General features: G+C 39.1%; 11 protein-coding genes and 2 pseudogenes. 11 read left to right on the top strand and 2 right to left on the bottom strand.

Annotated features, from left to right (window positions below; all coding sequences use genetic code 11):
- The first annotated feature begins 18 nt into the window (after positions 1 to 18).
- From QM877_RS04410 to QM877_RS04395, 4 genes are all read left to right on the top strand, one after another.
- Positions 19 to 1,227 carry a glycosyltransferase family 8 protein gene (locus QM877_RS04410; protein ID WP_414317715.1) on the top strand — a complete coding sequence of 403 codons (1,209 nt, stop codon included), beginning with the start codon at positions 19 to 21 and terminating at the stop codon, positions 1,225 to 1,227.
- 98 nt (positions 1,228 to 1,325) lie between these two features.
- Entirely contained in the window at positions 1,326 to 2,813 is a 1,488-nt protein-coding gene (locus QM877_RS04405; RefSeq protein WP_414317714.1) for a glycosyltransferase, read from the top strand.
- A 7-nt stretch (positions 2,814 to 2,820) separates the two neighbouring features.
- Positions 2,821 to 4,041: a hypothetical protein gene (locus QM877_RS04400; protein ID WP_414317713.1), complete on the top strand. Its 1,221-nt coding sequence runs from the start codon at positions 2,821 to 2,823 to the stop codon at positions 4,039 to 4,041.
- A gap of 237 nt (positions 4,042 to 4,278) precedes the next feature.
- Positions 4,279 to 5,157: a glycosyltransferase family 2 protein gene (locus tag QM877_RS04395; RefSeq protein WP_414317727.1), complete on the top strand. Its 879-nt coding sequence runs from the start codon at positions 4,279 to 4,281 to the stop codon at positions 5,155 to 5,157.
- A 106-nt stretch (positions 5,158 to 5,263) separates the two neighbouring features.
- Here the strand turns inward: QM877_RS04395 and rnjA are convergent, their stop codons facing one another.
- Both rnjA and QM877_RS04385 read right to left on the bottom strand, forming a co-directional pair.
- Positions 5,264 to 6,943, bottom strand: a complete 1,680-nt coding sequence (rnjA, locus tag QM877_RS04390; RefSeq protein WP_414317712.1) for a ribonuclease J1 — start codon at positions 6,941 to 6,943, stop codon at positions 5,264 to 5,266.
- A gap of 1 nt (position 6,944) precedes the next feature.
- Positions 6,945 to 7,178: a DNA-dependent RNA polymerase subunit epsilon gene (locus QM877_RS04385; protein WP_000639587.1), complete on the bottom strand. Its 234-nt coding sequence runs from the start codon at positions 7,176 to 7,178 to the stop codon at positions 6,945 to 6,947.
- A 270-nt stretch (positions 7,179 to 7,448) separates the two neighbouring features.
- On the opposite strand from QM877_RS04385, the gene QM877_RS04380 reads away from it, so the two are divergent.
- The 7 genes and pseudogenes from QM877_RS04380 to QM877_RS04350 all read left to right on the top strand — a co-directional run bounded on the left by QM877_RS04380 (position 7,449) and on the right by QM877_RS04350 (position 12,084).
- Positions 7,449 to 7,664 (top strand): hypothetical protein, encoded by a 216-nt coding sequence (locus QM877_RS04380; RefSeq protein ID WP_414317711.1) that lies wholly within the window; start codon positions 7,449 to 7,451, stop codon positions 7,662 to 7,664.
- A gap of 110 nt (positions 7,665 to 7,774) precedes the next feature.
- On the top strand, positions 7,775 to 8,458 hold the full coding sequence (gene tsaB, locus QM877_RS04375; RefSeq protein ID WP_414317710.1) for a tRNA (adenosine(37)-N6)-threonylcarbamoyltransferase complex dimerization subunit type 1 TsaB: 684 nt from the start codon (positions 7,775 to 7,777) through the stop codon (positions 8,456 to 8,458).
- On the top strand, positions 8,455 to 8,892 hold the full coding sequence (gene rimI, locus QM877_RS04370; RefSeq protein ID WP_414317709.1) for a ribosomal protein S18-alanine N-acetyltransferase: 438 nt from the start codon (positions 8,455 to 8,457) through the stop codon (positions 8,890 to 8,892). Before tsaB ends, rimI begins: the two co-directional genes overlap by 4 nt.
- Complete coding sequence (gene tsaD / locus QM877_RS04365; RefSeq protein ID WP_414317708.1) at positions 8,882 to 9,892, top strand: tRNA (adenosine(37)-N6)-threonylcarbamoyltransferase complex transferase subunit TsaD; 1,011 nt, start codon at positions 8,882 to 8,884, stop codon at positions 9,890 to 9,892. Before rimI ends, tsaD begins: the two co-directional genes overlap by 11 nt.
- Before the next feature lie 103 nt (positions 9,893 to 9,995).
- Positions 9,996 to 10,858: pseudogene (locus QM877_RS04360) on the top strand (XRE/MutR family transcriptional regulator).
- 284 nt (positions 10,859 to 11,142) lie between these two features.
- Positions 11,143 to 11,349: a peptide pheromone VP1 gene (locus QM877_RS04355; protein ID WP_414317707.1), complete on the top strand. Its 207-nt coding sequence runs from the start codon at positions 11,143 to 11,145 to the stop codon at positions 11,347 to 11,349.
- A gap of 67 nt (positions 11,350 to 11,416) precedes the next feature.
- Positions 11,417 to 12,084 (top strand): annotated as a pseudogene (locus QM877_RS04350) (lysostaphin resistance A-like protein).
- Positions 12,085 to 12,178 lie beyond the last annotated feature (94 nt).

Genomic DNA, 12,178 nt, shown 5'->3' with positions numbered 1-12,178 from the left:
GATAAAAGGGATTGAAAAATGAAGAAAGCAATCGTACTTGGAGCAGATAATGGATATATGGATAAGGTGGAAACTACTATCAAGTCTGTTTGTGCTTATAACGATAATATAAAATTTTATGTTTTTAATGACGATCTACCTTCGGAATGGTTTCGTATTATGAATCAGCGATTGAAAGCTATTCATTCAGAAATTGTAAATGTAAAGATTTCTAATAATCATCTCCGAAAATATCGTTTACCAACGGCGCATTTATCATACGCAGCTTATTTTCGCTTTTTTATTCCAGACATACTGAAGGAAGATAAGGTTTTATATCTTGATTCGGATATTATTGTCAATGGAGATTTAACACCCCTTTTTGCAATAGATCTAGGTGATGGCCCAGTCGCAGCAGTTAGAGATGAATTGCAGCAAACAAATTTTAATTCAGGCGTTTTATTGATAAATAATGCCCATTGGAGAGAGCATGCGATTTCAACAAAATTGTTTGAATTAGCAGATCAGTACCATGAAGTTGAGTTTGGTGATCAAGGAATTTTAAACCGATTTTTTGTAGGGCAATGGAAAGAGCTAGACGTCAATTACAATTTTATGGTTGGAATGGATACTATTGCGACACGTTTTCAAAAAGATGAATGGTATGTAAAAGCGAATCAATATGAATCAGAGGTTTCTGTTATTCATTATACAGACGAAAAACCATGGTCAGCTGTATATAATAATCGCTTGGGAGATAAGTGGTGGTTCTTCTATGCTTTAGATTGGTCAGATATTATCTTACGGAAAGAGATTATCAAACATGGTTTAGATGAGCTTACAGAAAAAGAAAAATATCATACTGCAATCTTTACAAATGCTTGCGAGATGGAGCACTTGGAGTTTTTGATAAAAGCACTACCTGAGGTTCATTTTCATATTTTGGCTCATACAACTTTTGCCTCCCAAGTGGTCGATTTACAACGATATTTAAATGTGTCCATTTATCCACAGTTCAATCCTTATAATTTTGAAAATGTTCTTAGCAAAATCGATTTTTATTTGGATATCAATCATTTTAACGAAATTATGAATATCACTCAGGAGATTCATAAATTAGGGAAACCGATCTTTGCTTTTGATAATACTAGTAAGGACCAAATAGGAGGAAGTCAGATTTTTTCTTCACAAACTCCTGAAGCGATGGTAGTGGCGATTAAAGCTTACCTCAATTCGTTAGATAAATGAGAAAGTTTTAGTAGATAATCTAATCATTCGCTAGTTCACTTCTTTTATGGAGTCTATGCTTTGATGCTTGTGATTAGAGTTTAGTTTGGAGTTAAAGAATGCTTTACACTTTTAATCTTATGGTGGGTTTAGAACCAAATGGTGTAGATGTTGCTCAAGCATATCGTGGGAAGGTTTTTCGCGACTTGGACCTTCCTGCCAGTTTTGTTTTTACACAGGTCCCTCCTCGCTTTAAATGGGACTATTACCTTTCTTTGGGTCATCTTGAGGAAGAAATCCTATTAGCACATATGTTGTTGACAGATCAGCGTGATATGAGCTTGGGGATCCGTATAGATGATATGAAGCAGCTCTTACACCTGACTACTGAATATAAGGAAAATAATTGTGAATTGATTTTTCAAGAACAAGATGGTGTGACTACCATTCTACATAAAAACAGTCTAAAACCGGATTATGTGGATTATGTAGATTATTATGTATTTGGTCGTTTACTTCGTAGAGAACATTATGGTAAGAAAAAGTTGTTCACAGAATTTTTTACAGCAGTGGATGCTGGATTTGGTCTAGAAGCTAGAGTTGTTCGCCGACTGTTTCATAATAGAGATGGTTCCATAGCCTTTGAAGAGATTAAGAAAGAACCAGGTGAGGATACTGAAGCAGTTTATCGGTGTGGATCGGAGTGGTTCTATAGTGAGTCTGAATTTTTAGAGCGAGCCTTATCAGAGTTGCAGTTTAGTAAAGAGGATCATGTATTTATTGATCGTCTAGAGAATGTTCCCTTCACATCACCTATTTTACGTTTAAAAGGAGAAGCAAGATTATCCTGTGTTGTGCACTCTATTCATTATTGGGGAGATCAGATCAATTCTGAATACTATCACCTTTTTCAATATGCCGAGGAATTTGATGATATTTTAGTATCAACGCAATCACAGAAGGATGAATTGGAAAAACATTTAGCATTACTAGGGAAAACTGGTCAAGTTCGCGTTCTTCCAGTAGCTGCCCTAGAACAGTTGCAATTAGCTGATGAACGAAAACCTTATTCTGTGATGATTGCCGCGCGGTTTGAACGCCGAAAACGGTTAGACTTAGCAATCAAAGCCATCGTTGCTTTTCATGAAATTTTTCCAGACGTCAACTTAGATATCTATGGGCAAGGGATGCTATGGCAGGATATTGAAGCAGAGATTGCCAATCTAGGAGCACAAAATTATATCCATCTTAAGGGGCATCAGACAATTTCAAACCGTTTCAAAGAGTATGAACTTTACCTGGCTACCTCGGAATGGGAAACTTTTGGTATAACTTTGTTAGAAGCAATTGGTTCTGGACAAGCTCTTGTTGGTTTAGATGTACCTTATGGAAATCAGACCTTTATTCAAGAGGGTAAAAATGGTTATTTAGTTCCTTTTGATGCTCGTTCGGATGAGGAAATTGTGGTTAATTTAACAAAAGCTTTAGAGAAAGCCTTCAAACAGATCAAACAGCTGAGGGAAGGCTCTTACCGCTTGGCTGAAGAATATTTATCAGACCACATAACAAAACAATGGTATGAATTTTTGACTAGAGAATGGGAATAAAAAAGAAATGATATATTATTATCTGGCAAGGGAATGGTCTTCAGATGACGATCGCCTAAAAAAAGATTTAGAACTTATGGGGATGGATCTGAAACCATTAACGATTAACAATATTTTTACTAGTTTTTTTTCTAATCATGAAAATTCAAGTCCCTTACACATGACTCAACTTCCCTTACCTCGATTTTGGGAGGTTCTTTCTACAGGTGATATCGTTGCGGAAGGAAATAAAAAAGGAAAGATTTTCTGTTATCCTCAGTGGCCACAAATGGTGAAGATAGTCGAATGGTATGATAACAAAGGTGTTTGTTGTGCAAGAGATCATTATGATTTATCGGGAACTTGTTTTCATAGAGAAATTTGGAGTGGTGGGAAAAAAGAGATAGACGTTTATGGTCAGGAAAATCAAGAGCAACTCTATCTTTTTTCATCTCATGATCGTGCACTTTATCGAGAAGCGAACGGTCAGGAACAGGGGCTTTCTTCAATTGATGAAGCAAGAAAACTGATTTTAGATAAACAATTATCTACAGGTGATTGTTTAGTATTATCAGATATAAGCTTACTTAGGGATATGCCTAACCTCTCATCTAATCAGTTAGTATTTTATATGAGAGAAGAGTTATCCGCGAAAGATATTTGGTATCTAAAAGATCGTTGTGGGAAACTACTGACTCGAGATTTGAAATTAAAGACAGACAATATGAATCTTCCCCTGATTTATCTACCAACCTTTCTTGGCGCCTTTAGGGAGTTTCGTCCGCATATTTTAATTTTGACAGACACGCAAGAACTAGAGCAAATTGAAGTCCTTGTATCTGCCCTACCGAATTTTGAATTTCATATTGCTGCGCTAACAGTAATGGGAGGGCGTTTATTAGATCTGGATTGTCATGCAAATGTTCATCTCTACCCAGGCCTGTCTAGAGAGATATATGAGAAACTTTTACAAACGTGTAGCATTTATCTGGATATTTCTCATGCGCAGGAAATACTTGATGGTAGCCGTACAGCTCTTGAAAACGGCATGGTCCTTTATGCTTTTAAGGACACGTGTCACCAACCAGAGTTTTATGCTACTGACCATGTGTTTCCAAGGGATGGTGTAGCAGAGATGATTGACGAATTATCTCAACTTGTAAATCCAGAAAAATATCAATCTGCTTATGATAAACAAAAGATGAATCCGTACTTAGTGACCAGGGCAGAGTTGAAGTTACTTTTTTAAATAACGGATAAATAAGGGAAGTATCGTGAAAGCTTTAGAGTAGATCTTCCTAGATAAAGATATCAATAACTATATAGCGTTTAGCTTAGTATTTCACTTGCTGACAATTTGTATTTCAATCATCAACTTAGTATGGAGAAATGTAATCAAGAGTTTGTGGCTAAGAGGATATGATTGTATCGATTCAGAAATATTTGAAGAAACTAGACTAAAAATTGAGTAAAGAAAGAAATAAAAATAGAAAAAATAAGTGTTATCGTCCCTGTTTATATGTCAGAGGCCTATCTTGAAAAATTTTTAGATAGCATTCTTCAACAAACTTATCAAAATCTTGAAGTTATTTTAATCAATGATGGTTCAACTGACGGTTCAGCAGCTATTTGTCAACGATATAAAAATCAAGATGCGCGTGTTAAAGTATATCATAAGCCAAATGGAGGAGTTGCTTCCAGTCGCAATCGTGCCTTGGAAGCTGTGACAGGTGATTACATTGTCTTTGTGGATAATGATGATTGGCTAGAGTTAGACCATATCCAAAGTCTTTATGATTTATTGAGAAAAACGGATGCAGATATTGCAATTGGTAATTTTACTCAGTTTATTGAAGATCAGGGAAGTTTTTTAATTCATGTAGGTGCAGACAACTATTTTGAACAAGTGTACAACCCTTTTGATTGGTTCTATCATCAATATGACGAAAAGTATAATCTTAGTCAATGTTTTACTGTTCCGTGGGCAAAACTCTATAAAGCGGAGCTTTTCAAGGATATTGTCTATCCAACGGATCAGAAGGTAGAAGACGATTATACGACCTATAAGGTTTACCTTCAAGCAGATAAGATTGCCTATATGAATAAAGCCATTTATATTCATAGAAAACGCTCCACAAGTGTCACTAGAACAGTTAATCTTGCAGATGTTTATCCTTTAAAGAGTATTGAAGAGCGTCTGACTATTTTGAATCTGATTGGGGCACCTCAGCAGTTGTTGGATAAGGAAATTCAGGCTTATAAATGGCGATTATCCATTCATGAAGAAGAATCATTGAAACGTGGAGATATGGAAGCTTATCAACAGATTTTGGTGAAAAAAGCTATTGAGACCAAGCGTCGGTGAGAGCGATAGGATTTATAGACTAGTTGATTAAAGAAAAATACTTGGCACAACTTGTTGTGAAATAACAAAAATTCTCTGAAGACATAGGACTTCAGAGAATTTTTTCTTATTCTTCATCTGGTGTGAGAATCATCGGAATGATGATTGGTTCACGTTCAGTATTTTCGTAAAGGAATGGTCGAATGGCATTTACGATAGCGCCATTGACAGATTGGACGCTGGCATCTTTGTTTTTCAATGCGATACGAATAGCATTGAAAAGGATGCGTTGGCTTTGACGGATCAAGTCGCCAGACTCTCTCATGTAGACAAATCCACGGCTGAGAATATCTGGTCCAGATAGGATCATCTGAGACTTGAAGTCAACAGTTGCGACTGCTAGAACGACACCGTCTTCAGATAGATCGCGACGGTCTTTGAGGACAGCAGCGCCGATTTCACCGATACGATTACCATCGACGTAGATATCTTGAGCATTAAAATGACCTGCGATACGGGCAGAATTTGCAGTAAGGGCAAGCACATCACCATTGCTCATGATAAAGATATTGTCCTTCTCAACTCCAGTATCTACGGCAAGTCCAGCGTGGACTTTTTGCATGCGGTATTCACCATGAACAGGCATGAAGTACTTTGGTTTGATGAGTCGGAGCATGAGTTTTTGCTCTTGCTGACCACCGTGTCCAGATGTATGGATATTGTTCACTTTACCGTGGATAACTTCAACACCAGCTTCAGAAATGATGTTAATCAATTTGTTGACGCTAGTGGTGTTTCCTGGAATTGGGCTAGATGAGAAGATGACAGTATCACCGGGTTGGAGTTGCACCTGACGGTGGGTTCCGTTAGCGATACGAGAGAGGGCTGCCATAGGTTCGCCCTGACTTCCTGTACAGAGGATAAGAATCTCACCCGCAGGATAGTCTTTGATTTCATTTGGCTCGATGAAGGTTCCCTTAGGAGCCTTGATGTAACCAAGTTCAATCCCGTTAATAATAGCCTTTTCCATAGAGCGCCCAAAGACAGCAATCTTACGCCCGGTCTTAACAGCAGCTTCCGTTGCTTGCTGGAGACGGAAGATATTTGAGGCAAAGGAGGCAAAGATGATACGTCCTTCGATACCTTGGATAATCTTCATGATCGACTGGCCGACAACCTTTTCAGAATTTGTAAAGGTTGGCACTTCAGCATTGGTCGAGTCAGAGAGTAAGCAAAGTACTCCATCTTCCCCTAGGGCTGCCATACGGTGCAAGTCTGCAGGTTCACCAACTGGTGTAAAGTCGAACTTGAAGTCTCCCGTACAAACGATTTTCCCTTGAGGTGTATGGATGACGATTCCCAATGGCTCTGGAATCGAGTGGGTTGTTCTAAAGAAAGTTGCTTTAAGGTTTTTAAAAGTCAACTCAGTGTTGTGGTTGATTTCGTGAAGTGTAGCGTTGCGCAAAAGTCCATGCTCTTCGAGTTTTCCACGGATCAAGGCAAGGGCCAGTGGACCAGCATAGATAGGGATATTGGCTTGCTTGAGCAAGAAAGGAATCCCTCCGATATGGTCCTCGTGTCCGTGTGTAATCAAGAGAGCCTTGACGCGGTCGATATTTTCTACAATGTAGGAGTAATCAGGGATAACGTAGTCGATACCAAGTAGGTCATCCTCAGGGAATTTAATCCCTGCATCAACGATGATAATTTCGTCTTGGTATTCGATACCATATGTGTTTTTTCCGATTTCTCCTAGACCACCAATGGCAAAAACGCCGACTTCTTCTGGTTTAAGAGTGTAGGCCATATTAGAACTCCGTAATTTCGAATGCGCCAGTTTCTTTTTCGTAGTCTAGTAATTTGTCAGACAAGAGTTCGATATACTCGATATTATATTCTGGACGATTTTCTTCGACAAGTTGGCGAGCAGCGATACGTCCTTCAAGTTCTGAACTAGCATCGATGTCTAAGTATAGTGAGCGTGTTGTTTCACGACGTGGGCTGCGTTCTTTTGTTTCTTGATAAAAAACTTTGTAAATCATATGTTTCCTTTCTGCTTTCAGGTCAGCTATATTCAAAAATGCTCAGTTTGAAGCTGGTTTGATTCCAGTTCATTTTTTGTCTCGATTGACCTTGATTCGTTACAATTATCTCAATTATAACATAAAAAGGGGAATTAGTAAAAGCAGGAAACATGAAAGTAAGGAGCTTGAAATGGGTTCCATTTTACCTTGTATAAGTATTTGAAGACATCAGATGCAAGTGCTATAATAAAGTTATAAGAGACATTTCTATATCAAGGAGGTTGAAAGATGAATGGCCTATTTACTTTTGCTATCGGTATTCGTTTGGTAGCTTTTATGATTTTTGTTGCCTGTGTTTACGGAGGAAATGTTTTGTATACTCGGCTAGAGCATCGAAAAACCAAATTCCTTTGGAAGATTGGCTTCGTGACTCTGTATTCGTTTTTCCTTCTTCTTGTGACTTATGTGGTCTGGTTTGTATTTTACTTTGGCTTGAATACTTAAGTGCTTGTCCTGTCTATTTGGCAGGACATTCTTGTTTCAAAACAAAGAAAATTCCCATGCGTCAGCTTTTGTAGTATAATAGTAAGCAGACAAAAAGATAGGAATGTGTTATGAAAGTATTAGCTTTTGATACGTCCAGCAAGGCTCTTTCTCTAGCTATTTTAGAGGACAAGCAGCTTCTTGCCGAGACGACTATTAATATCAAGAAAAATCACAGTATCACTCTGATGCCTGCTATCGATTTTTTGATGGCCAGTCTAGATTGGACACCTAAGGATTTGGATCGAATCGTCGTAGCAGAGGGGCCAGGTAGCTACACAGGTTTGCGAATCGCAGTAGCGACTGCCAAGACTTTGGCTCATACTCTGAACATCGAGTTAGTTGGCATGTCTAGCTTTTTAGCCCTGGTACCGAGCCAGCAGGAAGGTTTGGTTGTCCCTTTGATGGATGCACGTCGCAACAATGTGTATGCAGGATTTTATGAAAATGCCCAGCCAGTCTTTCCAGAAGCGCACCTATCTTTTGAAGAGGTGTTAGAAAAAGTCAAGGATACTGATCAGGTAACCTTTGTTGGAGAAGTTGGAGCCTTTGTGGATCAAATTCAAGAACAATTGCCACAAGCCAACTATCTAGAAACCTTACCAAATGCAGCTAATCTAGCTCTTTGGGCCTGGGACAAGGAAGCAGACTCCTTGCACGATTTTGTGCCGAATTACCTTAAGCGTGTCGAAGCTGAGGAAAACTGGCTCAAGAATCACACCGAGTCTGGCGAGTCTTACATTAAACGCCTATGATAGAGATTAAACGAATCCAACAGCAGCCTGACTTGGATCAAGCCATCTACGCTGTTATGGTAGATGTGTATACAGTCAGTCCTTGGACTCTGGAACAAATCCAAGCAGACCTGTCCCAAGACCAGACTTGGTATGTTCTAGCTTATGATGAGGCAGAAGTGATAGGTTTTCTAGCAATTCAGGAGAATCTTTTTGAAGCAGAAGTCCTGCAAATTGCTGTCAAACAAACCTATCAGGGTCGGGGGATTGCATCAGCCTTATTTGCTCAATTACCAACAGATAAGGAGATTTTCCTCGAAGTCAGAAAGTCAAATCAACGAGCGCAAGCATTTTACAAGAAAGAAAAGATGGCAGTCATCGCTGAGCGAAAGGCCTACTACCATAATCCAGTCGAGGACGCCATTATCATGAAGAGAGAAATAGATGAAGGATAGATATATTTTAGCATTTGAGACATCCTGTGATGAGACCAGTGTTGCCGTACTGAAAAACGACGACGAGCTCTTATCCAATGTCATTGCCAGTCAAATTGAAAGTCACAAGCGCTTTGGTGGTGTAGTGCCAGAAGTAGCCAGTCGTCACCATGTCGAAGTCATTACAGCCTGTATCGAGGAAGCGCTGGCAGAAGCAGGGATAACCGAAGAGGACGTGACAGCTGTTGCGGTTACTTATGGACCAGGCTTGGTCGGAGCCTTGCTAGTTGGTTTGTCAGCTGCCAAGGCCTTTGCTTGGGCACATGGACTTCCGCTGATTCCCGTGAACCACATGGCTGGCCACCTTATGGCGGCTCAAAGTGTGGAGCCTTTGGAATTCCCCTTACTAGCTCTATTAGTCAGTGGTGGACACACAGAGTTGGTCTATGTTTCTGAGGCTGGTGATTATAAGATTGTTGGTGAAACTCGTGATGATGCGGTTGGTGAAGCCTATGATAAGGTCGGTCGTGTCATGGGCTTGACTTATCCAGCAGGTCGGGAGATTGACGAGCTAGCCCACCAAGGTCAGGATATTTATGATTTCCCTCGTGCCATGATTAAGGAAGACAATCTGGAGTTTTCATTCTCAGGTTTGAAATCTGCCTTTATCAATCTTCACCACAATGCCGAGCAAAAGGGAGAAAGCTTGTCCAAGGAAGACCTGTCGGCTTCTTTCCAAGCTGCAGTCATGGATATTCTCATGGCTAAAACCAAGAAAGCCTTAGAAAAATACCCTGTTAAAACCCTAGTTGTGGCTGGTGGTGTAGCAGCTAACAAAGGATTAAGAGAACGCTTGGCAGCTGAAATCACTGACGTCAAGGTCATCATTCCACCTCTGCGACTTTGCGGAGACAATGCGGCTATGATTGCCTATGCCAGCGTCAGCGAGTGGAACAAAGAAAACTTTGCAGGCTTGGAGTTAAACGCCAAACCAAGTCTCGCTTTTGATACTATAGAATAAAAAGTCAGCTTTGAGCTGGCTTTTTCGCTTGCTTAAATGTCAGAATATTTTGACACAACCGTAAAAATGATGATATAATATGTAAAAATTAAGAGGTGGTCAGATGATTGAGAGAATGGAATTGGGAGAATTTTACAAGGAATTACGCTTAGCGCGAAAGCTCAAGCAGTCAGATGTGGCTTGTGATGGACTAACTGCATCTCAGCTGTCCAAGTTTGAACTAGGGCAGTCTATGTTGTCTGCGGATAAGTTGATCCTAGCGATCCAAGGGATAAATGTGACCTTTGATGAGTTTGGTCACAAGCTCAACAACTACCAAGAATCTCCACATATGAAATTTGGTAGAAGGCTTGTGGATCGCTTTGCCCATCAAGATATAGCTGGTTTAGAGCAACTCTTGGAGGAAGTCGAGCAAGAACAGATGGCGCAGACCTATCGTCGCTTGAATGCCATCGTGATTAAAGATGCTATCCATTCACTAGATAAAAGCTACCCACTAGCAGAGGAGGATAGTGAGTTTTTAACCACCTATCTCTATGCTATCGAGTCTTGGACCTGGTTTGAACTCTATATCTTTTGCAATACTATGCTTTTTTAAGCAATCAAGATCTGATCTTTTTATCAACCTCTTTACTCGAAAAATCCAAGGAATTTAAAGAATTGGCACACAATAGACTGTATATGAAAAGTTGCTTTCTAAATATCATCTCAGAGCTCATGGAGCGCAAACTTTTCTCTTACATCCCAATCTTTGAAGCCGAGTTGGAGAGCATACTTCGCCCGTACGATGTTTTTGAGAAATTACTGTGGCAGTTTTTAAAGAAAATGAGTGTTTTCCTTCAGACCAAGGGAAGCAATCAAAAAGAGATTGAACACTTTATCCAATCTCTGCAAATATTAGAAAATCCACAATTAACAGCCCTTTTTGAACTACGCTTACAGCAATACAAAGACCTTATCGATTAGTTAAAGATGCAAAAAGATAATAATCTCAGCAACGATTGTCAATAATGTTATGATTTGTTTCTTCATTTCATATCCTCCTACATAATGGTAACTATATTATATCAGTGAAATAATCAAATCTACAAAAATCGCAAATGTGAAATTTCTATGAGAAAAAATATCAAATATGCGATTTTCTAAAATAAACTGATTTCCGTGCTATACTATTCTTGTAAAGCACTTGAAGTAAATCCTAGGTCGCAGAAGTGGTTTACGAATAAAAAATAATTAAAGGAGTGTAAATGATGTTGAATTTACAATTTGCAGAAACAATGGAATTGACAGAAGCAGAATTGCAAGCGGTTAGCGGAGGAGATCTTGTGTACAATGCCAATATCCCAGGTGGTGGAAATTGGGGAGGCATAGGATCGTTTTGGAGAAATTCTAACTTTGCTGACCACTTTTTTAACTTTAAAAAAGATTCTGATCCTGACCGCCGTCGTTATTATTAATATATAATGCCCTTGCCTTTTTCTTGGGTAGGGGCTTTCTTTATTTCATAGTATAGGAGAAAAAAGAATGAAAAAGATAATCTCACGCTACTACTTTTTTATAGCCATTCTACTTGTTATTGTTTACCAGTACTTCAGTGGTCTGGTTTTAAACAATGATTTTACTGCTGGTCTATCTAAATTTGGCTATTATTTTTCGGATATGATGTTGAACTTTCTTGTGGTTTTGCTTGTTTTTATTTTTATGGTAGGAGCAGGAAAATGGCAAAAAATCAACAGTAGAAAATTTAAAGGATCCTATCTTTTCTATTCTTTTTTAGCTTTTCTCGCTTTATTTATTTGGAATTTTATCAAATTTTTCCTATTCCCACCTACCCAAAATGGACTTGCTTACCAACTCGCTGCTCCTAGTTTTACAGGCGCTACGGCATTTTTGATGTATTTTTTTATCCTGTGATTGCAGGTCCCATTTTTGAAGAGATGATTTATCGTGGATTGGTGATGACCGCTTTGGAAAAAGGGAAAAAATGGGGACTGGACGTGCTTGGTTCGGCTGCTTTATTTGGAATCTTGCATATCAGTGATTATGGTTGGGTCTTGACAGACTTTTTCGTATATATGGGCGGTGGTATCATATTTGCACTCTTGTTTAGAGTGACAAAGTCTATTTATTGGCCTATTGGACTGCATATAGTCTATAACGGTATCGGGCATATACTTCCTTTGTTATTTTAGAGGATTTTGAGAATCATAAATCAAGTGAAGAGTCCTCATCGTGGTGCTTTTGATTGGGCTGTAGAGCCAACAGGTGAGTGGTTAAGACGTCGTC

The organism is Streptococcus infantis (assembly GCF_047463655.1).
Taxonomy (GTDB): Bacteria; Bacillota; Bacilli; order Lactobacillales; family Streptococcaceae; genus Streptococcus; species Streptococcus infantis_Z.
This window is presented reverse-complemented; position numbering and strand designations above follow the sequence as displayed.

Excerpts from the sequence above, each read along its gene's own strand:
- QM877_RS04410 (WP_414317715.1), top strand. The coding sequence starts at position 19 with ATGAAGAAAGCAATCGTACTTGGAGCAGATAATGGATATATGGATAAG.
- QM877_RS04405 (WP_414317714.1), top strand. The coding sequence starts at position 1,326 with ATGCTTTACACTTTTAATCTTATGGTGGGTTTAGAACCAAATGGTGTA.
- QM877_RS04400 (WP_414317713.1), top strand. The coding sequence starts at position 2,821 with ATGATATATTATTATCTGGCAAGGGAATGGTCTTCAGATGACGATCGC.
- rnjA (WP_414317712.1), bottom strand. The coding sequence starts at position 6,943 with ATGGCCTACACTCTTAAACCAGAAGAAGTCGGCGTTTTTGCCATTGGT.
- QM877_RS04385 (WP_000639587.1), bottom strand. The coding sequence starts at position 7,178 with ATGATTTACAAAGTTTTTTATCAAGAAACAAAAGAACGCAGCCCACGT.
- QM877_RS04380 (WP_414317711.1), top strand. The coding sequence starts at position 7,449 with ATGAATGGCCTATTTACTTTTGCTATCGGTATTCGTTTGGTAGCTTTT.
- tsaB (WP_414317710.1), top strand. The coding sequence starts at position 7,775 with ATGAAAGTATTAGCTTTTGATACGTCCAGCAAGGCTCTTTCTCTAGCT.
- rimI (WP_414317709.1), top strand. The coding sequence starts at position 8,455 with ATGATAGAGATTAAACGAATCCAACAGCAGCCTGACTTGGATCAAGCC.
- tsaD (WP_414317708.1), top strand. The coding sequence starts at position 8,882 with ATGAAGGATAGATATATTTTAGCATTTGAGACATCCTGTGATGAGACC.
- QM877_RS04355 (WP_414317707.1), top strand. The coding sequence starts at position 11,143 with ATGTTGAATTTACAATTTGCAGAAACAATGGAATTGACAGAAGCAGAA.